Here is a 24,128-nt window from a genome sequence, read left to right on the forward strand (position 1 = left end):
CCCTCAACTGAATCAATAGTCTAATTATATAAATATCAGTATATTAAGTGAACTAAATGTATAGATTAATAGATCATAAGCAGAACATACTTAGACCAAAAGGTGATCAGAGTTTTCACACAGTCTGTGCACAAATGCGACTATCAGAGAAAATTGAGTCATTAATAAGCTCAAATCAACGTTTTAATCTCTAAAGTGATAGCTTCTTGTTAAGTTAAGAAAAGGATAGAACTTGGTTTCATGTTGGCAGTCTGTTGATCGTGCGCTTTACGTCCTAAGACACTTTACTCTTAGGCGTTATAGCCATATTTGAGCCTGTTTACGGTATTTTTAATTAATTCACGGCCAGCTATTGTATCTATAAATGTTAAAGGTTTTTTAGAGTCGAATTGGAGTGACGAGGTATTTAACCAAATATTAAAACGTTCTATATTTTCAAAGTAATTAAGACAAAAAGAGCAGACTTTTGCAATTTCAAATGCATTTTCACTTAAAGTGGTATTTAAGGGCTTTAATTCTTTTTTATAGCGTACATATGAGCTCTTGCTAGTTCTAATAGCTGAAGAAAATGCTCGTATATCCCAGCCTAGCTCTATCCTTAAACGCTCAGCATTTTTGATATCTACACCTTGATGTATAAAGTTAATTTGTTCTAGATGACTAGATTTTTCACTGATATTTCTATTGCTTAAAATCTCTGTAAGGTCTATTTGTTTATGAATTTCAGAGAAGTTATACATAGCAACACCTTAAATTAAATTATGTTTCCTCGTGTAACTGAAATCGATGTTACCTGTAGAGGTCTACTTGAGGTAAATTCTAGTGTATTTACCGCAATTCACTTAACCCCAAAGCAATAGCCTCTTGCTGAAAGCGGCCTGATATATTAATAATTCGCTCATAGGCGTCGGTTAAAAAATGCTCCTCTGTCGCTTCAGATCTATTGCTCATAGCTGGCTGCTCAAAAAAGTCAGCAAAGTTATCAAAATCGAACTGGGTTTTGGAAGTTTTTTTACTTTGTTTATTAAAAGTAATATCGCTTGAATTTTCATCTACGGTATTATTTCCAGCAGCAGTCTCAATCTTTTCAAACTTAACTACATCAGCTTCAAATGGAACATCTTGATTAACCCTATACGCATACTCTAAAAGCTTAGGTTCGGCGGGCATGTACATAATCGCTTCTTGGTTTTTAGAGTTTGTTACCCTCAGTATGCGGCCCAATATTTGCCTAAAATGCATTTCTGTTTTTATGTTTGTAAGGTGACAGCAAACCTGCAAACGAGGGATGTTTGTACCTTCGCTAATCATACCAACAGAAATAATCCACTTAGTTTGTGCATACCTAAACTGCTGAATAATACTTGTAGGTTCATTTTCTCGGTAGGTTACAACAATGCTATCCTCGTCAAAGTGAGTTCGCATTAACATAGAGATTTGATGGGCATGCTCAACAGATGATGCAACAATCAACCCCGCTGCGTCGGGGTTTTTCAACCTGATTGAAGTAAGCTTTTTTTGAGCTGAAGAAATCATGTATTTTATTACCGCTTCATTTTCAATAATTTCTTGATAAGAAACGCCAGAGTCGTTTAATAACGCTTTAAAGCAGTTAAATGTTTTGGTTTCAGCGTCATCTACAACTGTAATGCGGCTATTATCAACAGCTACTATTTGTGGAACCCGACAAACATTATCTCCAATAGCCTCAGAAAGCCCGTAAACGTAATCACACGCTATTTTATTGTTAGGCTGCTGATATGATGAAAGAACAATAGGAGCAGCGTCAGAACGCCAAGGGGTGCCTGTTAAGGCTAATGTGTATTGTGCTTTATTTTGAATGTTAAGAATTATCTGCTCACCCCATGCATTGGCATTGTCAATATTAGAGCCAGCGCAATGATGAATTTCATCAAATATTACAAAAACACGATACCGTTCAAATAGCTGCCAAAAGTGCACATCTAAATACTGTAAGCTTTGATAGGTTAAAGCTCTACCTTTAGCGCCAATAAGCCCATCAAATCGTTCATTCGTTTTTAGCTGTAAGCTTTCCTTAAAGTCCTGAGAAACAATAGACGACGGTGAAAAACAAATGATTAAATCGACCATATTATTTTTTAATAATTGATTGGCTAATTCTGAGGCCATCAAAGTTTTACCTGACCCTGGAGTTGCCAAGGCTAAAAAGTGGCTATTGCCGTTCTGGTATTGTGTAAGCGCTAAATTAATACACTCGGCTTGCCATAGTCTTAGTTTCATATTTTCTCTAATGCTTCGTTTTGCTTCAGTAAGCCTTCAATCGCTCTAATCTTGCCAAGTATTCTTGTATTGTTGTCTCTCGCTTTGTTGTATTGTGGCTGAAGCTCATCTACTAATTCGGGTGACTCCAAATAAAGCTCTTTATATGCCTCAGATTCACCCATATTCAATAATAGCTCGGCTTTGTAGTGATTTAACTTACTAAGTAACAGTGCGTGTTTATCATCTGCCTTTTCTGTTGTTGCAATAGGTATGGCACTAGCTAAATGAGTAATTGCCTCAACGTTAAAGCTCTCAGTTTTATTGAATCGCGTAAATCCTTTTTTATTTGATACCACCTTTTTCAGCCAGCCTTTTTTAACAAGCTTGATCAGTTCTGCGTATATACTTCGCCTAACTGCTGTAGGTACTAAAGAAGAATCACTTTTTAATGCTAAGTACGCCGAACGCACATCACTTGTTGTGAAGTTATCAAAATTTGGTGCAACAATAATTTGAGCTACGAGAGGGTCAAATTTCAAAGTAAATCCTAATAAACTTCATATAATAATGGGTATTATAGGGCGTGGTAGTTAAGCCCTCAACATGAAAATCTAATCATTTTGCCTTGAGGAAAATCAGGTGAGTGATTTAGTTAAACATTTTGGTGAAAAGCTACGAGAAAAACGCAAAGAAGCAGGCTATTCGCAAGAAGGGTTTGCTGCCTATGTCGGTATAGAGCGCGGTAATTACGGAAAAATGGAAAGAGGTAATGTTAATATTAAGCTCGAAACCTTATATAAATTAGTAAACGCATTAAATTGCGAGTTTGAAGAGATACTACCGGCAAGGCAAAAGTATAAAATTGACCTAGATTAACCAAAAACTACTTGGTACCAATATATTATTAATTTTTTAATTAATTAGGGTATATTAATCACTATTACCTCAGGAATATAAATAAGCGAGTGAGTTGCTTTAAGTAAAATAAATCATCTTTAACTCTCTGGCTAGCAAGGACTTAACTTACATGTTTGAACAAACCTTTAAAAATATCGACGACATTTTTCATAAAGATGCAGGCTGCTCTAGTGAGCTAGATTACACCGAGCAATCGTCGTGGATGCTATTTTTAAAATACCTTGATGACTTAGAGTTTACCAAGTCTCAAGAAGCCGAGTTAATGGCAGAAGACTACCAATATATTATTGATGAAGAGTACCGCTGGAGTTCATGGGCTGCACCTAAAACCGCTAATGGTGAGTTTGATCACGATAACGCCTTAACAGGTAGCGACTTAATGGATTTTGTCGATGGCGAGTTATTCCCTTACCTCAAAGGTTTTAAGTTACGTGCTAAAAGCCCTGACACTATTGAATACAAAATTGGTGAAATCTTTAGCGAGATCAAAAACAAAATTCAAAGTGGCTACTCACTTCGCGACGCACTCGAAAAAGTAGACGAATTACGTTTTCGCTCACAAGAAGAAAAGCACGAGCTTTCACACCTGTACGAAGTTAAAATCAAAAACATGGGTAACGCTGGCCGTAACGGGGGCGAATACTACACACCACGCCCATTGATTCGCGCCATGATCGATGTATTACAGCCGCAAATTGGCGAAACCATATACGACGGTGCCGCAGGCTCGGCGGGTTTCTTATGTGAAGCCTACGACTACCTTCGCCAAGGTGGTGCTAGCAATAAACAGCTTTCAACCAGTGACTTAAAAACCCTGCAAGAAAACACTTTCTACGCCAAAGAGAAAAAGTCGTTAGCGTACGTTATTGCCATTATGAACATGATTCTACATGGCATCGAAGCACCTAACGTTATTCATACCAATACCCTGGGCGAAAACCTACAAGACATTACCCCAAGCAACCAGCACGACATTGTATTAGCTAACCCACCGTTTGGTGGTAAAGAGCGTAAAGAAGTTCAGCAAAATTTCCCGATTAAAACCGGTGAGACTGCCTTCTTGTTTTTGCAGCACTTTATCAAAATGCTAAAGCCTGGTGGCCGTGCAGCTATTGTTATTAAAAACACCTTTTTATCGAATACCGATAACGCCGCCATTGCCTTACGCAAAGAGCTATTAGAAAACTGCAACTTACACACCGTGCTCGATTGCCCAGCCAAAACCTTTTTAGGCGCAGGAGTAAAAACTGTGGTGTTGTTTTTCACCAAAGGCGAGCCGACACAAAAAACCTGGTTCTATCAGTTAGATCCTGGCCGCAGCTTGGGTAAAACCAATCCACTAAACGACAAAGACTTAAAAGAATTTATCGAGCTACAAAAAGACTTTGCAGATAGTGCTAAGTCTTGGTCATTAACAACAACTGAACTGGATGAGGCAACATGGGATTTATCGGTTAAAAACCCCAATCAAGCAGAAGAAGCCCCACTGCGTGAACCGCAAGCAATCATTGAAGAAATCATCGCCCTGGATAAAGAAAGCGAAGCAATTCTGGGTAAAATTCAGGAGTTGTTGTGATGGAAGGTTGGAGGAAAAAGAAAATAGGTGACTTTCTTACTCTTGAGTATGGAAAGCCTTTGGATAAGGTCAAAAGAAAGGTTGATGGGTTATACCCAGCATATGGAGCTAATGGAGTTAAGTGCCGAAGTGATGAGTTCTATTTTGATAAAAAAACTATTATTGTTGGGCGTAAAGGATCGGCTGGAGAAATTACCCTAACAGAAGAGAAGTTTTGGCCCTTAGACGTCACTTATTTTGTGAATTTTGATGCTACGAAATACGATTTAATGTTTATTTATCACTTATTATCTCGTTTAGATTTACCTAGTTTAGCAACTGGTGTAAAGCCAGGAATAAATAGAAATAATGTTTATTCGATTAGTGTTCAAATTCCCGAAATAAAAGAACAAAAATGCATCGTCGCCATACTCGAACAGGCCTTTGCCGACATAGAACAAGCCCGCGCCAAGACTGAGCAAAACCTCAAAAACGCCCGCGAGCTGTTTGAAAGCTACTTGCAGCAAGTGTTTAGCCAGCGTGGTAAAAAGGTTCAGAGTGTTGAGTTGGGAGATGTGGTAGATGTGCTGACTGACTATCATGCTAATGGTAGTTATAAAGTTTTAAAGCAACATGTAGAACTAAAAGAGCAGGAAGATTTTGCTTGGATGGTTAGAAGTACTGACTTTGAAAAGAAATTCAAAAATGAAAAGCGATATATTACCGAGCATGCTTATAACTATTTAACAAAGAGTAAATTGTTCGGTGGCGAAATTATTATGAGTAAAATAGGAAATGCTGGAAAGGTGTATTTTATGCCTGAAACTGACCGGCCTTGTTCTTTAGCAATGAATTTATTTTTAATTCGCTTGGATCCATCCAAAGCGAATAATGAATATATTTACCGCTATTTAAACTCTAGTAGTGGGAAAGCCCAAATAGCGCCAAGACTAAAAGGTGCAGCAACACAAACAATTACTAAAGACAACGTGAGAAGCCTTCAAATTCCAATGCCTTCTTTAGATGGACAACATGAGGTTATTAAGAACCTAAAAATTCTAGAGAAAGAGATCGAATCACTAGAAAGTCTTTACATGAAAAAACTTACAAATATCGAAGAACTCAAAAAATCTATCCTACAAAAAGCCTTTTCAGGTAAGTTAACGAAAACGCTTGAGGTTGATACAAACAAAGGAGCAGTGGCCTAATGTCACAAGCAAGGATGCGTAACGAAGCAGATACACGCGCGGATTTAATTGATCCTAAATTGGTTGCTTCAGGTTGGGGTGAAGTTGATAGCAGCTTTATTCGTCGTGAGCTTATTTGCCCAGGCCAAATTATGGCGGGTGGCAAACGCGCTAACAAAGTGCCTTGCGATTATGTGTTGGTATATAAAGGCCGTAAGCTTGCCGCAGTAGAGGCAAAAAAAGAAAGCCTTACTTATAGCGAAGGTGTGCGCCAAGCGAAAGACTATGCACAACGCCTGCAATGCCGTATTGCATATGCCACCAACGGCCATGAGATTTACCAGATTGATATGCTCACAGGTATTGAGACGCTGGTAGATGAATATATGTCTCCCCAAGCGCTTTGGGAGTTAACCTTTGAGCAAAAAGGCGATGCACCAGAAGCGGATTATACGACAGCTTGGCGTGATGCGTTCTCTACTATTCCCTTTGAGGCCAAAGGCGATTGGGCACCGCGTTATTATCAAGAAAACGCCATTCATAATGCTCTTGAAGCCATTGCCCAAGGTAAAAATCGCATCCTGCTAACATTGGCCACAGGTACAGGTAAAACCTGTATTGGCTTTCAAACCGCATGGAAGTTATTTAAAACTCGTTGGAGCTTAACTGCACAAAAAGACGTTAGCCTTGCTAAAAAGCGCCCCCGTATTTTATTTTTGGCCGACCGTAATATATTAGCTAATCAGGCGTTTAACGATTTTTATTCGTTTGGTGATGATGCCATTGTGCGTATCACCCCTGAAGATATACGTAAACGAGGCGGTGTGCCGAAAAATGCTAGCGTATTTTTTACAATTTTTCATACTCTTATGTGTGGGCCTAAAACTGAATTAAAAGAAGCCACAACAGAAGAAGATGAAAATGCGCCACTCAAAAAGGCAGAAAACCCGTATTACGAACAATACCCAGCTGATTTTTTTGATTTAATTATTATTGATGAATGTCACCGTGGTGGCGCGAATGATGAAAGTGCTTGGCGCGATATTCTTAAACACTTTGAACCCGCAGTTCAGCTAGGCTTAACTGCCACACCAAAGCGTACCGATAACGCTGATACCTATGGTTACTTTGGCGAACCCGTTTACAGCTACACATTAAAAGAAGGCATTAACGATGGTTTTTTAACGCCATTTAAAGTGTTACCCATTGTTGGCACTATGGATGAGTACAAGTACATAGAGGGAGATGGTGTTGTTGTAAAAGGCGATCCTGAGCCTGGTAAACTATATAAAGAAGGTGACTTTAACCGTATTATTACCATACCTCAGCGCGAAGAGCGCCGTGTGCACTATTGGATGGATCACTTTAATCCTAAAGAAAAAACCATCGTGTTTTGTGCAACACAAGTTCATGCCGGTATGGTACGCGATTTTATTAATCAGTACGCAGTTAAAAAAGGCTGGACTACCAACACTAACTATTGTGTTCGTGTCACCGCTAACGATGGTGTCGCGGGTGAAAATGATTTAAAAACCTTCTGTGATAACGAAAAAACCATTCCGACAATTTTAACCACCTCACGCAAACTCTCTACCGGTGTAGATGCACGTAATGTACGCAATATTGTGCTTATGCGCCCTTGTAAGAATATGATTGAGTTTAAGCAGATAATAGGGCGAGGCACTCGCACATACGATGGCAAAGACTACTTTACAATTTACGACTTTGTAAAAGCGCACCATAACTTTGCCGACCCTGCTTGGGATGGCGAGCCAATACCCAGCGAAGTATGCTCAGAGTGCGGCACAACTCCATGCCAATGTGAAGACACTGGCGGGGATGGAGCCGGTGAAAAGAAACCGTGCAAGGTGTGTGAACAAAAACTATGTATTTGTGAAAAACCAGAGCCTGAAGGCTGTGATAAATGTGGCGAAAGACCATGTGTATGTGAAAAGCTTGAAATAAAGCTCTCAGACGGCCGTACACGACAAATTAAGCATATTTCCTCAGCAATGTACTGGAATGCTGAAGGCAAGCCCATTACAGCAAAAGAATTTGTTGAACGTATGTTTGACGACTTACCGCGCTTTTTTGAAAATGAAGACCAACTACGCGAAATCTGGAGCGATCCAACCACTCGCGAAAAGCTATTAGAAGATTTAACCGAAGCGGGCTACGATAGCGAAAAACTCGATAGTATGAAAGCCGTAATTGATGCACAAGACAGCGATGTATACGATGTTTTATCCTACGTAGCGTATGCCTCAGAGGCACAAACACGCACTGAACGAGCTCAACAAGCAAAACCTAAAATAAACTCTGCTTTTAGCGATTATAAACAACAAGAGTTTATAAACTTTATATTAAGTAAATACATTGAAGATGGCGTGCAAGAACTCGCACCTAAAAAAATGCGCAGTTTAGTAGAGCTTAAATACAACACCATTAACGACGCCGCCATTGAGTTTGGATCACCGACAGCGATACGCGATACGTTTATTGGTTTTCAGAAGTATTTGTATGCAAGGTAGTTAAATTATATAACTATCTGTAAGCGGAGGAACAACGAATTAACTTTCTCAAGTTGATGTCTCTGAGCTACTACATATAACAGGTTCAAATAAATACTGCTTTAATAGCGTTTACTCATACATTGATACTCAGAATATTATACTGTAGCCAACGCGTTTGAGCATAAGTTTCAAATTTTCCTCAGGAATTTTTTAAATTCATTTAGCTATGCACTTACGTTATTTTGTTTATCGAATTTCTAATGACTAATTAAACATTTTCGTTTAAATCCAGACACATCATGATACCCATATCATTCTCTACTTAATTTGCTGTAATAGGGAATACTGTTGCACCCAGCCATAGCATAAAAGCAAGTTATAGATGTAATAGTTCAGTCTTAGTTTATAAAAATGAAAGTAAAAATGTATATTGTTAACTTTGTTTGAATTTAGGTGTTTTACATTTAGAATAGTAATAAATTACTAATAAACTAATTGAAGCCAATTCTTTAGGCTTTCTTTGTCTGGAAAAAAATGAAAAATTACGCTTATATTTGTTATGAACAAGCGGTTAGTGAAGCTGAAGTTGAACTAATAAATCAATTTTGGGAATTAGAGAAAGGTGAGAATATTAAATTTGCAAATAATGCTCAAAATGTATTTAAAGAATTTAAAAGCAAACTAGATAAGCCTTTGTCAATAATAAAAAGTAAAAGTAGCTGTACCAATGTTCATTCAGCATTTAACTGCGATAGCTGCAATAAAAAAAAACTATTTTCTACTCGTAAAGAGTGCATTGAGCAGTTTGAGTCTGAGCGATATGTGTGTAAAAGTTGCCTTGTTGAGTGCTATTTAAAAGATGGAAAATTAACAATAGAAAAGTTAGGTGAGTATATTGAGCAGAGGCTAAAGTCTGAAAGTACAATTTCTTGTTTAACATATATCGAAAAACTATATTTATTTCTTCTACTTACACGGTTTAATGATGGCAATAAGGCGCCGATTAAGCATCATTACGATGCTCATTCAGAAACTCTCGGTTGCGAAGAAGCAGAAAAAAGAATGATGAAAAGCTTAATTTCCAAAGGTTTTTTAGTCCGCATCACTGAGCATGACTTTAGGGAGGCTCAAGCTCAAGGTCGTGAATCTATAAGATCTTTTCTAGGCGCTTGTTTGCATCTATTTATTCGCGAAGATAATATTTTATCTGAATTGCCAACTTATTCGACTTCATTCATCAACTCCTTTGGATTGTACTTACGCTACTCTGAGGAATATAGCTCAGTTAGCGAATTAACTAAGAGGTTATATGATGATATTTGCGCTCGCAAAGTTAGTAAGAATGATGTAGAGGAGATTCAAGAACTATTGGAAAAAAATAGGATATACAACATCCTGTTGATTATAGAAGACGCTTGTTGTGACTTTAAAGTTACAGTGCAAAAATCACTCCGTTTTGGGAATCTTTTACAGTACCTTGCCAAAAATTATTCATTACCGATTATTAGCTATGTTGTATACAAAGAAGCAAGAAATTTAAGTGCATATTTATATAACAGAAATATCCCCAGTTACATATCTGATAAACTTTTAACAAAGAGAATAGAAGAGTATTTAGACTTAATAAAAAGAAAGAATTACTCTGCTGTTTACACTCGTAGATTGCCTGAAAATATTAGAGTATCAGAAATGGAGGCTTTTTTTTGTAGGGAATTTAATGAAGATTGCTTTAACTGGTTTCATTTAACAAATGAGGAGGTTTTGGACTCCTGGATATCAGGTGCAACAATTGAGTTTAATGTTCCATCTTTACTAAGTTGAAGAGTACATTAAAATAGTACGTGTACTATTTATAAGTTGTTGTTTTTAATGTGAACTTTGTATGCATAGTATGTTTTCTGGGGTTATAATCTTAAGTCTGCATTTTCTGAGCGATCGCCAAGGCTTGCCGCCCAACTCACTATTTTAGTGACTTCAGGGCGTTTAACGTTCCATAAATGGTCGTGCTCTTGCTGTAATTGTAAGTAACCTTCGCGGGTTATTAAATTTGTTTTCATGGGCTTTTATTCATTAACTCTAATGCTGTGCACGTTATTAAAATTGCTAAAATTTGTCGAGTGTAAACTTTAATATTATAACTTTGAAATGTTCAGTAACAATCTAAGCGCGCAATTAGATTTTGATTATTAAGTTTTTCATTTATATTAACTATTAATTGGAAATAAAAATAAGAAACACGCAATGGGACACGAAACCACAAAAGTATTAGTTGTAGATGACGATATGCGCCTGCGCAGCTTACTAGAGCGTTATTTAGTAGAGCAAGGCTTTATTGTTAGAACCGCCGCAAACTCAGAGCAAATGGATAGACTCATTGAGCGAGAGAACTTTCACTTAATGGTGCTTGATCTAATGCTACCAGGCGAAGATGGTTTATCTATTTGCCGCCGGCTACGCCAAAAAGAAAACGAAATCCCTATTGTGATGCTGACAGCAAAAGGCGATGAGGTCGACCGTATTATAGGCCTTGAACTAGGCGCAGACGACTACATCCCGAAACCGTTTAACCCGCGCGAATTACTGGCTCGCATAAAAGCTATTTTACGCCGCCGCGCCAAAGAAGTGCCGGGCGCACCCGCAGCGGAAGAAAACTTAATAGCCTTTGGGCAATTTACGCTTAATTTAGCCACGCGCGAAATGAGCGAGGGCGATAAAACCATTTCGCTCACCAGTGGTGAATTTGCCGTACTTAAAGCCCTTGTATCGCACCCGCGCGAGCCACTTAGCCGCGATAAACTAATGAACCTTGCCCGTGGGCGAGATTACAGTGCGCTTGAGCGCAGTATTGATGTGCAAGTATCGCGACTGCGCCGCATGATAGAAGTGGATGCCGCCAACCCGCGCTATATTCAAACTGTATGGGGTTTGGGTTATGTGTTTGTTCCTGACGGTGATAAGTAGTTTATATGGGATTTTTTCCGCGTAGTGCGTTTGGCCAAACTGTATTTTTAGTGGCCGCTTTACTGCTAATTAACCAAATAGTGTCGTATGTAACGGTGAGCTTTTACGTTGTAAAACCAACCATAGAGCAAGTAAATTTAATGCTCGCTAAGCAAATTAAAACGGTATTTATAGACTGGGAAGACGGCGTAGAGATAAACGACGAAGTATCTGAAAAGTTTTTTGAAATTACAGGTATAGAAGTGATGACGCAGCGCGAGGCAATGCGCCAAGGGCTGGGTCAAACCCGAGAATACTCGATGCTGTCGCGTAGTATGTCTGAGCAATTAAATGGTTCTGCTCGGGTGCGTATTAGTCAAACCGACCCGCTGATTTATTGGGTAGAAGCGCCGCAAGCACCCGGTTACTGGGTAAAAGTACCGCTTAGCGGATATCAAGAAAATAACCTTGAATTTTTAACGTTTTACTTATCAAGTATTGGTTTTTTAAGTGTGTTAGGCGGCTGGCTATTTGCTCGACACTTAAACCGCCCATTAAAGGCGTTGCAGCAAGCAGCCGTGAAAGTGGGTAAGGGCGATTTTAGTAGCAAGCTTGAAGAAGAAGGCTCCAGTGAAGTTATAGAAGTTACCCGTGCATTTAACCAAATGTCGCGCGGTATAGCTGCTCTTGAAAACGACCGCCGTTTACTCATGGCCGGTGTTTCTCATGATTTACGCACTCCGCTTACTCGTATCCGCCTTGCCACCGAAATGATGAACGATGAAGATGACTACCTTCGCGAAGGCATTATTTACGATATTGAAGATATGAACGGCATTATCGATCAATTTATTGAGTATTTACGCCACCACAAAACAGATAAGCTTGCTTGCGAAGATATAAATGCGCTAGTGACTGAAGTGGTTAATTGTGAGCTTAAACAGCAACGCGTTATTACCTTTAAAGGCAACCCCAGCGTGGGGCTTGTTCCGTTAAGTAGTGTGGCTATTAAGCGTGTAATTACTAACATGATTGAAAACGCGCTGCGTTATTCCGACGGCGATATAGAAGTATTAAGCTACTTTAATTCAAACAAAAAATACGTTGTGATAGCGGTAAACGATAACGGCCCCGGTATACCAGAAAGCGAACTAGAATCGGTATTTGAGCCTTTTAAACAAGGTGATACCGCGCGTGGTAGTGAGGGTAGTGGTTTAGGCCTTGCCATTATTAAGCGTATTATTGATATGCACGATGGTAAAGTTAAGCTAGAAAACCGCCCAGAAGGCGGCCTAAGTGCACAAATTTATTTACCTATAAAAATACAAAACTCTGCACAATAAGCTGTGCAGAGTTGGCTATTTCCATAACGTTAGTAGTGTTAAAACTTAAAGTGCTTTAAAGCGGATTGCTGTACCACCACTTGTTGCTAGTTTTAAAGTTAGCTTGTCATTTGCGCTAACTACGCGCTTTTCGATATCTAAATCGTACGGATTGTTTTTCCATTCAGCGTTTTTACCGTCTTGGTATATGTGCGCTTCAAACTTTTTACCCTTTTCTAAAAAGTCGAGTTTTACCTCAATAGTTCGGGCTTTCTCGTCGGTTACGGCGCCTAAGTACCAATCGTTTCCTGAGTATTTATCGCGTTTGCGCTCTTTACGGGCAAAAACAATAAAGTCGCCCACTTCGCCATCAAGCGCAATACTTTGCTGCCAATCGGTTGGTACGTCTTGAATAAATTGAAATGCATCAGGCTTGGCTAAATAGTTTTTAGGTAAGTCGGCGGCCATTTGAATCGGGCTATACAGCACAACATAAAGTGCAAGCTGCTTGGCAAGCGTTGTTTGTGGGCGGTTTGTATCATCGCCTAAGCCATTAAAGCCCATATCAAAAATACCAGGGGTAAAGTCCATAGGCCCTGCCAGCATTCGGGTAAACGCCAGCATAGGAATGTGCTCTGGTGGGTTAGGCGGCGTGCCCCATGCATTAAACTCTTGGCCGCGTGCCCCTTCGCGCGCAATCCAGTTTGGGTAGGTACGGCGCAGGCCGGTGTCTTTTATCGGCTCGTGGGTGTTAATACTAATTTTATGTTTAGCAGCCAGCTTTACGTTGTAAAGGTACTCGTTAACCATAAATTGGCCGTCGTGCCACTCATGACGGGCAATGCCGTTTTCGTCTATGCGTTTTATGTTACCGCCATCCGCTACATAGCCCGTTTTAACTTGGCTTACGTTTGATTTTTCGTAAAGGGCAAAGGCATCCTCCATTTGGTCACGGTAGTTACTTACATTACCCGATGTTTCGTGGTGGCCAATTAACTGCACGCCTTTTTGTTTGCCGTATTGAGTAAGGGCCGCTATATCAAAGTCGTCGTAGGGTTGTGTAAAACTAAATACATCGCCATTAAAAAACCAGTCACCGTCCCAGCCTATGTTCCAGCCTTCTACTAGTACGCCATCAAAGCCATATTCTGCGGCAAAATCCATGTAGTACTTAGTGGTTTGTGTAGTGGCACCGTGCTTTTTGCCGCTGCCCCAGGTTTGCGTGTTTATATGCATGCCCCACCAAATACCCACGTATTTGCCAGGTTTTACCCACGACACATCGCCTAGTTTATTAGGCTCGTTTAAATTTAATATTATGTCTGAATTGACTAAGCCTACCGCACTGTCGGCAATTTGAATGGTGCGCCAAGGAGTATTAAACGCACCTTGTTTTTTAACGGCAATGCCGTCTGACCACGGTGTTAAATCGGCATTAAAAGTGCCTGGGCGGCGTTGATTAAGCACCATGCCTGCGTAATCAACTAAGGCTGCTTCATGAATGCTTATATGGGTACCGTCATTGGTTTTTAAGGTAAACGGCGTGTGTGCAAGGGGGACGTCATTTAATGCGGTGGTGTTGTAAACGTATTCGTATCGGTTCCAGCCGCGAGCGGGGATCCACCATGCGGTGGCATTGTTGTTATTGTTAATGGCAAATTCGGTGAGCTCTTTGGTAATGTGTGTTTGCTTAAAGTCTGCTTGTTTTGGTACTTCGTATCTAAACCCAACGCCACTATCAAAAGCTCTAAAGCGCACTGTGTAGGTTGCAGCGTTAGGCTCGTTTTTTGTAAACGTAACCGCAACTTCGTTGTGTTTATCAGTAACCGTTTGTCGCTCGCCCCAAGGTTGTTGCCACTGGGTATTTACGCTTTGCTGCTTAACATGAGTAATTTTAAAACCATCGCTAAATGCAGCTTGGGTTTTAAATTCAAAACCCAGGCGCGATGCGTTTATAGCTGGTTTGTTTTTAAAGCTAATAGCGTAGCTGGGTGTGCTATTTTCATCTGAAATAGTCACTTTTATTTGTGAGTTTGGTGATTCAACTACAGCGGTTTGTGCAAAGCTATTGCCAGCAAACGCCAGTAGTAAAAGTGCGGATGTTCTCATTGTGTGTCCTTTGATGAGTCGGTGGTGACCTTTAAGGATAATGGCAGTGAGTTGTTAATACGACTGTCTACATACGTATTCAATGTTTTAAAAAATAGAAAGAATTTAACGGTTTAATCGGCCTATAATGTAAACAAATTGATAATAGCGATTAGCCCCATGATAAAACCCTTACTAAGTGTGTTACTGCTATGTATGAGTACTTGCGCAGCAGCAACAACAATAACTATAAAAAATGCCAATAATCAGCCTTTAGCAAATGCGGTTGTGTGGCTAAGCGGGGCATCAATTCAGGCCGGCAATCAAGAAAGTAAAACCTACGCAATGAGCCAACAAAACCGCGAGTTTACGCCGCGTACGTTAGTTGTTCCGCAAAATGCAAAGGTAGAGTTTCCTAATGCCGACTCTATCATGCACCACGTTTATTCGTTTTCTAAAGCTAAAACCTTTGAGTTGAAACTTTACAAAGAGCAACCTAAAGCGCCCATAACGTTTGATAAAACTGGGGTGGTTGAGCTTGGCTGTAATATTCATGACTGGATGCTGGGCTATATTGTGGTGGTTGATAGCACCGTTTTTGCAATTACCGACGACAACGGTAGGGTTAATTTAACTGCCCCTAATGGGCAATACAGCATGAGTGTATGGCATTCTGGCTTTAGCGATATAAGCAACGTAGAAATCCACAGCGTTAATGTAAGCGATTCACCTATACACTACACCGTAAAGCAGGCCATAGCCGAGCAAATAGACTTTGCTACGGATGAATTTGATGACTATTAAGCGCAAAAATACAGTATTACTTGGCCTACTTTTTATGAGCCTACCGGCTTTTTCGCAAGTTAAAGGGCTTATTCAGGTACGTGCGGTTGCAAGCGATGATACACAAAGCTTTCAAGATGGCGGTATTGGTTTATATCGCCATGGAGATAGCAGTGATAGCATTTTGTTATCGCAAGGAATTATAGATTTTAAGGCCGATTTAAGTAGCGCCTGGAGCGCACATGCCGTTGTTAATGCTAATCAAGAGCCGAACACCACATTAGGTTTAAGCCAAGCATATTTCCAGTATCAGCCGTTAGTAAACAGCCGTTATAAATGGCATGTAAAGCTCGGTGGGTTTTACCCTAGTATGTCGCTAGAAAACCCCGATATAGGCTGGACCTCGCCTTACAATTATACTAATTCGGCCATAAACAGTTGGCTTGGCGAAGAGCTTCGCACCATAGGTGGTGAGCTTAGCATTAAGCGCCCAGGTAAACGTTTTAATTCTAAGCATAGTTTTAGTGTGAGCGCTGCTATTTATAAAGGGAACGACCCAACAGGGACGTTGCTTTCGTGGCGCGGCTTTGCGCTGCACGACAGGCAAACAACATTTAACGAAAGTGTACAATTTGCACCTATTGCGGCATTAAGTAGTGACGAATTACGTTGGCAAGCTAACCAAGTGCTGCCTTTTGAAGAAGTAGATGGCCGCTTTGGCTACTATGCCGGCGTGCATTGGGATTATTTAAAACGCTCGCAGTTTAGGTTTTATTATTACGATAATAACGCCGATCCCAGCATTTTTAATCGCACAACAGGGCAGTATGCTTGGCATACTCGCTTTAGCAGCTTAGCGTGGTTATATAAATTTACAGGTAAAACCCGTTTGATTGCCCAGCTACTCGATGGTAAAACTGAAATGGGGGCTAATAAGCTTATTTATAACCGTTTTTATAGCCATTATTTAATGCTCAGCCATAAAACGGGTAAGCATAGGTTATCGCTTAGGTATGATTATTTTAAAGTAGATGACGATGACACCACCGCATTTGACCCTAACGCCAGCCATGGCGAAGGCTTAACAGCTACGTGGCGTTACCAATTAACAGATACGCTACAAATAGGTGTTGAAGGCTCGGCGCTGCATAGCTTTGTACAAAATAGGCCGGGTAGTGGGTTTGCTCAGCGACTATCGCAGCAGCAACTTATGGCTAACGCTCAATGGCGCTTTTAAAGTACGAAAAAGGGAGCTTTTAAAGCTCCCTTTTAGTTTCAAAAAAAGTGTGAATTATTTTTTATCAAATGCGCGTTTCATAAAGTTTGGTGTAGCAAGTGCGCCGTGATGAATACCGCTGTTGTAGTATTCGCTTTGTTGTGCAACTTGCTCGGCATCGGCTTCTCTAAAGCCATTAAATGCTTGTGATTTACGAGCAAGCGTTACTGACCATAAACCGCTTGGGTAAATTGGCTGTGGAAATGGCAGTGTTTGCAAGTCGTTAAAGCCCACACTTAGCATGGCCTCGCGCATTTCTACTAGCAGTGGCATATGCATTAATGGCGATTCGCTTTGCTGCACTAAAATACCACCAGGGCGTAATGCATTTAAGCAGCTAGTGTAAAACGCGTGGTTAAATAAACCCTCGCCTGGGCCTACTGGGTCTGTACCATCAACAATAACAACATCAATAGACTCGCCCGCAGCGTCACGCATGTATTTAATACCATCATCAAACATAACAGTTGCGCGTGCATCGTTGTTAGACTCACAAAGCTCTGGGAAGTATTTTAACGACATTTGCGTGACTACTTCGTCTATATCTATTTGCGTTACGGTTTCTACACCTGGGTGTTTTAAAACTTCACGTAATGTACCGCAATCGCCGCCGCCAATAATTACCACGTTTTTAGGGTTTGGGTGCGCTAAAAGTGCAGGGTGGCTAATCATCTCATGGTAAAAAAAGTTTTCGCGGGTAGTTACCATAGTACAGCCATCGATGATCATTAAATTACCAAAGTCTGTGGTTTCGAACATTTCTACCTTTTGAAAAGGAGACTGTTTTTCATCCAACTTTTTGTTGATACGTAATGAAAATGCGCTGCCATCGCGGTCGCTAATTTCTGTAAACCACTTACTTTGATCTAAATTTGCCATAGTTGCTTTTACACTTTTTAAGTTGAGTATGAAAAAGGGGCAATTCTGCCAGTGCTTCGCGTTTTGCTCAATGAAATTTTAACTGCTTTGCCAATAAAGTTAGCCAGTATCGAGTTAAAGTTCAATTTTTGTTAGCGTAGGGGGTAGTGACGTATTAAAATGCGCCTTTATAGCTAATTGATTAAAGAAGAGTTGCCATGACTTGGGGTTTAGAAACAGCACGCGCTACATATAATGTTGCTCATTGGAGCGATGGCTATTTTGATATTAACGCACAAGGCGAGCTGGTTGCCTACCCAGATGGTGACCAATCTAAAAATGCGATTTCTTTAACGCAGCTCACAGAGCAATTTAAGCAGCAAGGTTTAACATTGCCGGTGTTGGTGCGCTTTACCGATATTTTAAAAAATAGAGTAGATACACTCACTCATGCATTTACCTTAGCGCGCAGCAGCCGCGAGTACCAAGGCAAGTACACGTGTGTATACCCTATAAAAGTAAATCAGCAACGCTCGGTGGTCAGTAAACTATTGGCGCACCCAAGTGGTTTAGTTGGCCTAGAGGCCGGTTCAAAGCCTGAGCTTATGGCAATTTTAGGGGTAGCCGATAAACCCATTACTATTGTGTGCAATGGCTATAAAGACAGTGAATTTTTACGTTTAGCCTGTATTGGTCAAGCGATGGGACACAGCGTTAAAATAGTCGTCGAAAAACTCTCAGAGCTGACAACCTTACTTGAAGAAATAGATAACCTAGGCATAGAGCCTGCCATTGGTATACGTATTCGCTTAAACTCAGTAGGCAAAGGTAAGTGGCAAAATACCGGGGGCGAAAAAGGCAAATTTGGCTTAACCGCAGGCCAAGTGCTTAGTGCTGTTGAGGTGCTTAAAAAGCATAATAAATTACATTTAATGCAAATGGTGCATTTTCATATTGGCTCTCAAATTGCCAACATACGCGACATACACCGCGCCCTGCGTGAATGCGCGCGCCACTTTGCTGAACTTACCCAGCTAGGAGTGCCGCTTAATACAGTTGATGTAGGCGGTGGCTTAGGGGTTGACTACGAAGGCTCAGGCTCACGCAGTGCGTGCTCGATGAACTACACCGTTGAAGAATACGCACGTAATGTGGTTAATGCTTTTGCTGAGGTGTGCGACCAACATCAACTTACGCACCCAGCCATTATCACCGAATCAGGGCGTGCTTTAACAGCGCACCACGCGGTGTTAATTACCGATGTAATAGACGTAGAAAAAGCGCCAAATCATCCAAATCCAGAACCGCCACTTAAAAACAGTGCGCTAGTGCTTGATGAAATGTGGCAGTGTTTACAGCGTTTAAACCCGCGTATGGCGCTAGAGATTTACCACGATGCGATGCACTTATTTAGCGAAGCGCACGACCAATACGTGCATGGGTTAGTAAGCATGCTAGAGTGGGCGAAAATAGAGCAATTATATTTTACTATTTTGCACCGAGTACGCGCATCACTTAGCAATAACGCGCGTGCGCACCGTGAGGTACTTGACGATTTACACGAAAAGCTAGCCGATAAGCTATTTGTTAACTTTTCACTGTTTCAGTCGTTACCTGATGTATGGGGCATTGAGCAGTTGTTTCCAGTTATGCCTATCGAAAATTTAGATAAACCGCTTACCCAGCGCGCTATTATTCAAGATATTACCTGTGACTCAGATGGGCAAATTCGTGAGTACGTAGAAGGCGCGGGCATAGAAACCAGTTTACCTATACCTGAGTACCAACATGGCGAGCAATACCATATAGCCATGTTTATGGTGGGGGCTTACCAAGAAATTTTAGGTGATTTACATAACTTATTTGGCGACACCGACTCAGTGCATGTAGAGCTTACTGATGACGGTTATGTATTAACCAATGCTATTAAAGGTGATAGCGTTAAGGATGTATTAAAGTTTGTTGACTATGATAGCGCCATTTTGGCACAAAACTTTGAATTATTGGTCAACAAGCTAGCTGTGTCTGAGCAGTGTAAAGCAGGGTATTTAACCGAGCTTAATGCCGGGCTTGAAGGTTATACTTACTTCGAAGATTAACCGTACACTCTCAGAATTAAAAGCGTCGCTGTTTGGCGCGCATTGTTTAAAGGAAAGTAAATAAATGTCAGTAATCCGCAGTGTATTAAGTATTATGCTTTATACAATAAACACACTTATTTGGTTTGTGCCTATTTTTGTTTGTGGGCTATTAAAATTAATCCCTATCAAGCCTATGCAAAAGCTTTTAAGCTGGGTTGCTAAACAGTGTGCCACTATTTGGGTGTCGGTTAATAGCATTAACCAACGCTTATTCACGCCAACAAAAATTAACGTTACCGGCCTTGAAGAAACCAAATTAAAAGACTGGTACTTAGTGATTGCTAACCACCAAAGCTGGGTAGATATATTAGTACTGCAACGTGTATTTAATCGTAAAATACCTTTTTTAAATTTCTTTTTGAAAAAAGAGCTAATTTACGTGCCAATTTTAGGTCTGTGCTGGTGGGCGCTCGACTTTCCGTTTATGACCCGCACCAGCAAAGCGCAGCTAAAAAAGAACCCAAAGCTACGTGGTAAAGACATAGAAACCACCCGCAAAGCCTGTGAAAAATTTAAAGAAATGCCAGTAAGCATTGTTAATTTTGTAGAAGGTACACGTTTTACAACACAAAAACATGCTCGCCAAAATAGCCCTTTTCCGCATTTATTAAAGCCAAAAGCAGGCGGGATCGCATTCGTAATGCAAGCCATGGGTGAGCAAATCTCTAAAATGGTTAATGTGACCATTCATTACCCCGATGGCATCCCTACGTTTATGGACTTTGCCGGCGGCAAAGTGAAGCAAATTAATGTGCATGTAGACATTCGCCCAGTAAGCGAGGAGTTGATCGGTGATTACACTGGCGACTCTGAGTTTAGAGTCGGCTTTCAAAGTGAATTAAACCGTTTATGGGAAGAAAAAGAGCACACGCTTTTGCAGCTCGAACAAAACCATAAATAATAAGGTAATAAAAAATGGGCTTACAATTATGCTAAAAAAGTGGTTACCAAATTGGCTCAACGGCTTAATTGTAGGCTGCGTGATTTTTTCAAATGTAATCATTTTTGGCACCTTAGTATTAATGCTAGGGTTAATAAAGCTTGTCCTGCCTTTTTCTATAATTAACACCATACTGCATAGCGTGTACCGAGGCTGGTGTAACGGCAATCGGTTTGGCTTGTGGCTGGGCTGCGCCAACATAAAAGTAAACATAAACGGCGATGTAAATTCAAAAAGTTGGTACTTACTAATTTGTAACCACATGAGCTGGTTAGATATTGTGGTACTTAGCTCAATTAATGTTTTACCTGCGCCAAAGTTTTTTTTAAAAGACGAATTAAAGTATGTGCCATTTATTGGCTCTGGCGCATGGGCTATGGGCATGCCTTTTATGAAGCGCGTAACTAAAGCGCAGCTTGCTAAAAACCCCAAGCTTAAAGGGCTAGATGTTGAGCGTACCAAGCAAAGCTGTCGTAATTTTAGGAATAATCCCACCACCATAATTAATTTTGTTGAAGGCACCCGCTACACGCACGCAAAGCATGCAAGCCAGCAAAGCCCGTTTAAACATTTACTCAAGCCCAAAGCGGGCGGCATTGCCTTTGCACTTGAGGTACTTGGCGAGCAATTTGACGCCATGCTAAATACTAGTGTGGTGTACAGCGGCAGCACGAGCCATGTTTGTCGTAATATTTTAAAGGGCGAGCTTGATTCAATTTATGTTTCTATTGACGTGGTTGCTATAAACCAGAAAATGTTAGGTAGTTACCAACACGACAAAGCATTTAGAAGCCACTTTCAAAAGTACGTTAATGAGCTATGGGTTGCTAAAGACGCGCAACTTGCCAGCATTTATGCCCAACACGATTTACCTGAGCCACCCATTTGTAAGGAAATAGAAACACTATGACCAATACCCACCTGCAGGAGCTAATCGCTCCTTGGTTTGAAAAAGTACCCGACGCAGATTTTTTAAGTGCAATTACTGCAGCCTCTATTGGTGTTTTTTCGTTGTTAGTGGTGTATTTATTTACACGCCGATTAATGCTGCCAGGCATTCAAAAAGTGGTGACTAAGTTATCTCCAGAGCGCATAGGGTTACTTTCTCCGTTGCTCACAAAACTTAATAAGCGCATAGCCGGTATGTTATGTAGCGTGCTTTTTTTAGCAACCTTCGACAGCGTTTACCCTGTTAATGAGCTCAGTGCCGAAATACTAAAAACCATTGGCCAAGGTATATTAATTATTCATGTAGGCTTTATTTTTAGCAGCATTGTAAGCATTGCCGGCGCTATTTATAACCAGCTAGATTTTGCCCGCGAAGTGCCAATTCAGGGCTTATTACAAGTTGTTAAGCTGATCACCTTTATTGTGTGTGCAATTTTAATAGTCAGCATTGTGCTTGAAAAATCGCCTACCTATATTTTGTCGGGTTTTGGTGCGATAGCCGCTGTTACTTTATTGGTTTTTAAAGACACTATTTTAGGCTTTGTAGCCAGTATTCAAATTGCGGCAAACCGATTAGTTACTTACGGCGATTGGATTCAAGTAGAAAACTACGGCGCCGACGGTGAAGTAATAGACTTAGGGCTAAACACCGTAAAAGTGCGTAACTGGGATAACACCATTACGACTATTCCTACTTATATGCTGGTAGCAGGGTCGTTTAAAAACTGGCGAGGAATGCAAGAATCTGGCGGCCGACGTATTAAGCGCTCGCTAAATATTGATATGCACAGCATATGCTTAGTAAGTGACGAATTTAGAAAACAAATAGATGCAGCTATACCATTGCATGAATATATACGTGTTGCCTCGTTGCCTGATCCGGTTTCTAACTTAGGCTTGTTTCGCCGCTACGCCGAGGGCTATTTAAAGCAGCATAACAGAATAAATACCTCACTGACGCTCATGGTGCGTGAGCTACAACCAATGAACCACGGTTTACCGATTGAGTTTTATTGCTTTAGTGAAGACAAACGCTGGATATCTTACGAGCATTTACAAGCCGAAATTATGGATCACTTATTGGCAGTGTTGCCAGTATTTGGCCTTAGAGCGTATCAAAGTGTTAGCGGGCAATTAAGCCCGCCTAATGCACAGCAAACCGATAAGCCGACCTTTAAAGTAATGGCAAATAGTGCTGAACAAGGCCCACACTAATAAATAAAGCTAATAGCCACCAAATAGGTGGCTTTTTCATTCTTAGCCATGCAAAAGCAGCAATAACCAATGCAACCTGCCATAGGTTGTGAACGGCCGATGTCCAAATAGGTGAGTACAAAGCCGCCGCTAAAAAGCCAACTACGGCAGCGTTAAGCGCCGCAATAGAGCTTGCAAAGCGAGGTTTACTTGCCAGGTTTAACCAGCTTTTTTGAAACGCCAGCATTAATAAAAAACCCGGTGTAAAAATAAGTAGGGTTGCAGCTATGGCCCCTATTAAGGGTTGCTCTGAAGTGAGTTGCGCGCCTAAGTAAGTGGCTATTGTAAACATGGGGCCAGGAATTGCTTGAGCACTGGCATACGCACTTAAAAATTGATCGTTACTTAGCGCCGGTACGCCAGCTTGCAATACAGGCAATACCACATGCCCGCCTCCAAATACCATAGCGCCCGCTTGGTAAAAAGGAGCAAACAAAGCAAGGTCATCACCTAAAGGTATAAAGCTAATAGCGAGTAGTAATACAAATAAGCCTAAAGGGAGCCACCTAAACGCGCTTTTGGTATCTGCTTTAGGCTCAGTCTGGGTGTTGAGCTGTAACAGAGGCCAAATTGCGCCTATAGCAGCGGCACTCACTAAAATAGCTATTTGCGTGCCAAGTAAAGGAAATAGTAATAAAGCCAAGGTACTCATTACTGCGATAAGCTTGAGCGCAGCGCTGGTACAAAAGCTTTTTGCCATAGTGAGTGTTGCATCGGCCACAATAACAACCGCAAACAGTTTTAAGCCTGCAATAATAGCAAAGTAAACAGCATCAAACTGATGCGCGCTTACCGCTAATAACAACATGATTAAAAAAGACGGTAAGGTAAAAGCGATAAATGCGGTAATGCCACCAATAACCCCCGCCCGCTCAACACCAATTGCAAAGCCCACTTGGCTTGAACCAGGCCCGGGCAGCGCTTGGCTTAAACTAATAAGCTGCGCGTAGCGGGTATCGCTTAACCAGTTTAGTGTGTCTACAAAGTGGCGTTTAAAATAGCCTAAATGGGCAGCAGGGCCACCAAAACTCATGCAGCCAAGTAAAAAAAACTGTCTAAAAATAGCGACTAACATTGAGCTCATATCCTTTTTTAAAGTTCATTAAATTGTCACAAAGGAGTATGACACTTTTATTAAATGCATACATTAATTCGTAATCT

At 40.8% G+C, this 24,128-nt stretch carries 19 protein-coding genes and 1 pseudogene; 13 read left to right on the forward strand and 7 right to left on the reverse strand.

Features of this window, described 5'->3' with window-relative positions:
* Nucleotides 1-290 precede the first annotated feature (290 nt).
* The 3 genes from PSI06_RS11950 to PSI06_RS11960 all read right to left on the reverse strand — a co-directional run bounded on the left by PSI06_RS11950 (nt 291) and on the right by PSI06_RS11960 (nt 2,783).
* Nucleotides 291-740: an antitoxin Xre/MbcA/ParS toxin-binding domain-containing protein gene (locus tag PSI06_RS11950; protein WP_165724156.1), complete on the reverse strand. Its 450-nt coding sequence runs from the start codon at nt 738-740 to the stop codon at nt 291-293.
* Nucleotides 741-828: 88 nt separating this feature from the next.
* On the reverse strand, nt 829-2,262 hold the full coding sequence (locus PSI06_RS11955) for a DEAD/DEAH box helicase (RefSeq protein ID WP_165724154.1): 1,434 nt from the start codon (nt 2,260-2,262) through the stop codon (nt 829-831).
* Complete coding sequence (locus PSI06_RS11960; protein ID WP_165724152.1) at nt 2,259-2,783, reverse strand: hypothetical protein; 525 nt, start codon at nt 2,781-2,783, stop codon at nt 2,259-2,261. The genes PSI06_RS11955 and PSI06_RS11960 overlap by 4 nt, the downstream gene beginning before the upstream one ends.
* A 100-nt stretch (nt 2,784-2,883) precedes the next feature.
* Between PSI06_RS11960 and PSI06_RS11965 the strand changes: the two genes are divergently transcribed.
* From PSI06_RS11965 to PSI06_RS11985, 5 genes are all read left to right on the forward strand, one after another.
* Nucleotides 2,884-3,120 carry a helix-turn-helix domain-containing protein gene (locus PSI06_RS11965; protein ID WP_004588153.1) on the forward strand — a complete coding sequence of 79 codons (237 nt, stop codon included), beginning with the start codon at nt 2,884-2,886 and terminating at the stop codon, nt 3,118-3,120.
* A 151-nt stretch (nt 3,121-3,271) separates the two neighbouring features.
* Nucleotides 3,272-4,738 carry a class I SAM-dependent DNA methyltransferase gene (locus PSI06_RS11970; RefSeq protein ID WP_165724150.1) on the forward strand — a complete coding sequence of 489 codons (1,467 nt, stop codon included), beginning with the start codon at nt 3,272-3,274 and terminating at the stop codon, nt 4,736-4,738.
* Entirely contained in the window at nt 4,738-5,925 is a 1,188-nt protein-coding gene (locus PSI06_RS11975) for a restriction endonuclease subunit S (protein WP_240915905.1), read from the forward strand. The genes PSI06_RS11970 and PSI06_RS11975 overlap by 1 nt, the downstream gene beginning before the upstream one ends.
* Complete coding sequence (hsdR, locus tag PSI06_RS11980; RefSeq protein ID WP_165724147.1) at nt 5,925-8,435, forward strand: EcoAI/FtnUII family type I restriction enzme subunit R; 2,511 nt, start codon at nt 5,925-5,927, stop codon at nt 8,433-8,435. Before PSI06_RS11975 ends, hsdR begins: the two co-directional genes overlap by 1 nt.
* A 516-nt stretch (nt 8,436-8,951) precedes the next feature.
* The gene (locus tag PSI06_RS11985; protein ID WP_165724145.1) at nt 8,952-10,238 is read left to right on the forward strand and encodes a hypothetical protein; all 1,287 of its coding nucleotides are present in this window, start codon (nt 8,952-8,954) and stop codon (nt 10,236-10,238) included.
* Nucleotides 10,239-10,333: 95 nt separating this feature from the next.
* Here PSI06_RS11985 and PSI06_RS11990 read toward each other — a convergent pair.
* Nucleotides 10,334-10,474 (reverse strand): annotated as a pseudogene (locus tag PSI06_RS11990) (transcription elongation factor GreB); the annotation flags it as partial.
* A gap of 184 nt (nt 10,475-10,658) precedes the next feature.
* On the opposite strand from PSI06_RS11990, the gene ompR reads away from it, so the two are divergent.
* Nucleotides 10,659-11,378: an osmolarity response regulator transcription factor OmpR gene (gene ompR / locus PSI06_RS11995; RefSeq protein ID WP_004587537.1), complete on the forward strand. Its 720-nt coding sequence runs from the start codon at nt 10,659-10,661 to the stop codon at nt 11,376-11,378.
* Between the two features lie 5 nt (nt 11,379-11,383).
* Nucleotides 11,384-12,700 (forward strand): two-component system sensor histidine kinase EnvZ, encoded by a 1,317-nt coding sequence (gene envZ, locus PSI06_RS12000; RefSeq protein WP_273603839.1) that lies wholly within the window; start codon nt 11,384-11,386, stop codon nt 12,698-12,700.
* A gap of 45 nt (nt 12,701-12,745) precedes the next feature.
* Here the strand turns inward: envZ and PSI06_RS12005 are convergent, their stop codons facing one another.
* Nucleotides 12,746-14,788, reverse strand: a complete 2,043-nt coding sequence (locus PSI06_RS12005; RefSeq protein WP_273603838.1) for a glycoside hydrolase family 97 protein — start codon at nt 14,786-14,788, stop codon at nt 12,746-12,748.
* A 159-nt stretch (nt 14,789-14,947) separates the two neighbouring features.
* On the opposite strand from PSI06_RS12005, the gene PSI06_RS12010 reads away from it, so the two are divergent.
* Nucleotides 14,948-15,571: a methylamine utilization protein gene (locus PSI06_RS12010; protein ID WP_273603837.1), complete on the forward strand. Its 624-nt coding sequence runs from the start codon at nt 14,948-14,950 to the stop codon at nt 15,569-15,571.
* Complete coding sequence (locus tag PSI06_RS12015; RefSeq protein WP_273603836.1) at nt 15,561-16,787, forward strand: hypothetical protein; 1,227 nt, start codon at nt 15,561-15,563, stop codon at nt 16,785-16,787. The genes PSI06_RS12010 and PSI06_RS12015 overlap by 11 nt, the downstream gene beginning before the upstream one ends.
* A gap of 54 nt (nt 16,788-16,841) precedes the next feature.
* Here PSI06_RS12015 and speE read toward each other — a convergent pair whose 3' ends face one another.
* A complete protein-coding gene (speE, locus tag PSI06_RS12020) occupies nt 16,842-17,705 on the reverse strand; it encodes a polyamine aminopropyltransferase (protein WP_054983340.1) in 864 nt (287 codons plus the stop codon).
* Between the two features lie 197 nt (nt 17,706-17,902).
* Between speE and speA the strand changes: the two genes are divergently transcribed.
* The 4 genes from speA (at nt 17,903) to PSI06_RS12040 (ending at nt 22,928) form a co-directional block, all read left to right on the forward strand.
* Nucleotides 17,903-19,783 (forward strand): biosynthetic arginine decarboxylase, encoded by a 1,881-nt coding sequence (speA, locus tag PSI06_RS12025; protein WP_273603835.1) that lies wholly within the window; start codon nt 17,903-17,905, stop codon nt 19,781-19,783.
* A 64-nt stretch (nt 19,784-19,847) separates the two neighbouring features.
* Nucleotides 19,848-20,726: an acyltransferase gene (locus tag PSI06_RS12030; RefSeq protein ID WP_273603834.1), complete on the forward strand. Its 879-nt coding sequence runs from the start codon at nt 19,848-19,850 to the stop codon at nt 20,724-20,726.
* 28 nt (nt 20,727-20,754) lie between these two features.
* The gene (locus tag PSI06_RS12035; RefSeq protein WP_273603833.1) at nt 20,755-21,675 is read left to right on the forward strand and encodes an acetyltransferase; all 921 of its coding nucleotides are present in this window, start codon (nt 20,755-20,757) and stop codon (nt 21,673-21,675) included.
* The gene (locus PSI06_RS12040) at nt 21,672-22,928 is read left to right on the forward strand and encodes a mechanosensitive ion channel family protein (protein ID WP_029773670.1); all 1,257 of its coding nucleotides are present in this window, start codon (nt 21,672-21,674) and stop codon (nt 22,926-22,928) included. Before PSI06_RS12035 ends, PSI06_RS12040 begins: the two co-directional genes overlap by 4 nt.
* On the opposite strand, the gene chrA is transcribed toward PSI06_RS12040, so the two are convergent.
* Nucleotides 22,888-24,042, reverse strand: a complete 1,155-nt coding sequence (gene chrA, locus PSI06_RS12045) for a chromate efflux transporter (RefSeq protein ID WP_064384604.1) — start codon at nt 24,040-24,042, stop codon at nt 22,888-22,890. The two genes, PSI06_RS12040 and chrA, sit on opposite strands and share 41 nt — an antisense overlap.
* Between the last annotated feature and the right edge of the window lie 86 nt (nt 24,043-24,128).

Source organism: Pseudoalteromonas sp. GABNS16E (assembly GCF_028598715.1).
GTDB lineage: Bacteria > Pseudomonadota > Gammaproteobacteria > Enterobacterales > Alteromonadaceae > Pseudoalteromonas > Pseudoalteromonas atlantica.

What these genes read in the sequence shown, in the direction of transcription:
- PSI06_RS11950 (WP_165724156.1), bottom strand. Translation starts at nt 740, where the DNA reads ATGTATAACTTCTCTGAAATTCATAAACAAATAGACCTTACAGAGATT.
- PSI06_RS11955 (WP_165724154.1), bottom strand. Translation starts at nt 2,262, where the DNA reads ATGAAACTAAGACTATGGCAAGCCGAGTGTATTAATTTAGCGCTTACA.
- PSI06_RS11970 (WP_165724150.1), top strand. Translation starts at nt 3,272, where the DNA reads ATGTTTGAACAAACCTTTAAAAATATCGACGACATTTTTCATAAAGAT.
- PSI06_RS11975 (WP_240915905.1), top strand. Translation starts at nt 4,738, where the DNA reads ATGGAAGGTTGGAGGAAAAAGAAAATAGGTGACTTTCTTACTCTTGAG.
- hsdR (WP_165724147.1), top strand. Translation starts at nt 5,925, where the DNA reads ATGTCACAAGCAAGGATGCGTAACGAAGCAGATACACGCGCGGATTTA.
- PSI06_RS11985 (WP_165724145.1), top strand. Translation starts at nt 8,952, where the DNA reads ATGAAAAATTACGCTTATATTTGTTATGAACAAGCGGTTAGTGAAGCT.
- ompR (WP_004587537.1), top strand. Translation starts at nt 10,659, where the DNA reads ATGGGACACGAAACCACAAAAGTATTAGTTGTAGATGACGATATGCGC.
- envZ (WP_273603839.1), top strand. Translation starts at nt 11,384, where the DNA reads ATGGGATTTTTTCCGCGTAGTGCGTTTGGCCAAACTGTATTTTTAGTG.
- PSI06_RS12005 (WP_273603838.1), bottom strand. Translation starts at nt 14,788, where the DNA reads ATGAGAACATCCGCACTTTTACTACTGGCGTTTGCTGGCAATAGCTTT.
- PSI06_RS12010 (WP_273603837.1), top strand. Translation starts at nt 14,948, where the DNA reads ATGATAAAACCCTTACTAAGTGTGTTACTGCTATGTATGAGTACTTGC.
- PSI06_RS12015 (WP_273603836.1), top strand. Translation starts at nt 15,561, where the DNA reads ATGACTATTAAGCGCAAAAATACAGTATTACTTGGCCTACTTTTTATG.
- speE (WP_054983340.1), bottom strand. Translation starts at nt 17,705, where the DNA reads ATGGCAAATTTAGATCAAAGTAAGTGGTTTACAGAAATTAGCGACCGC.
- speA (WP_273603835.1), top strand. Translation starts at nt 17,903, where the DNA reads ATGACTTGGGGTTTAGAAACAGCACGCGCTACATATAATGTTGCTCAT.
- PSI06_RS12030 (WP_273603834.1), top strand. Translation starts at nt 19,848, where the DNA reads ATGTCAGTAATCCGCAGTGTATTAAGTATTATGCTTTATACAATAAAC.
- PSI06_RS12035 (WP_273603833.1), top strand. Translation starts at nt 20,755, where the DNA reads ATGCTAAAAAAGTGGTTACCAAATTGGCTCAACGGCTTAATTGTAGGC.
- PSI06_RS12040 (WP_029773670.1), top strand. Translation starts at nt 21,672, where the DNA reads ATGACCAATACCCACCTGCAGGAGCTAATCGCTCCTTGGTTTGAAAAA.
- chrA (WP_064384604.1), bottom strand. Translation starts at nt 24,042, where the DNA reads ATGTTAGTCGCTATTTTTAGACAGTTTTTTTTACTTGGCTGCATGAGT.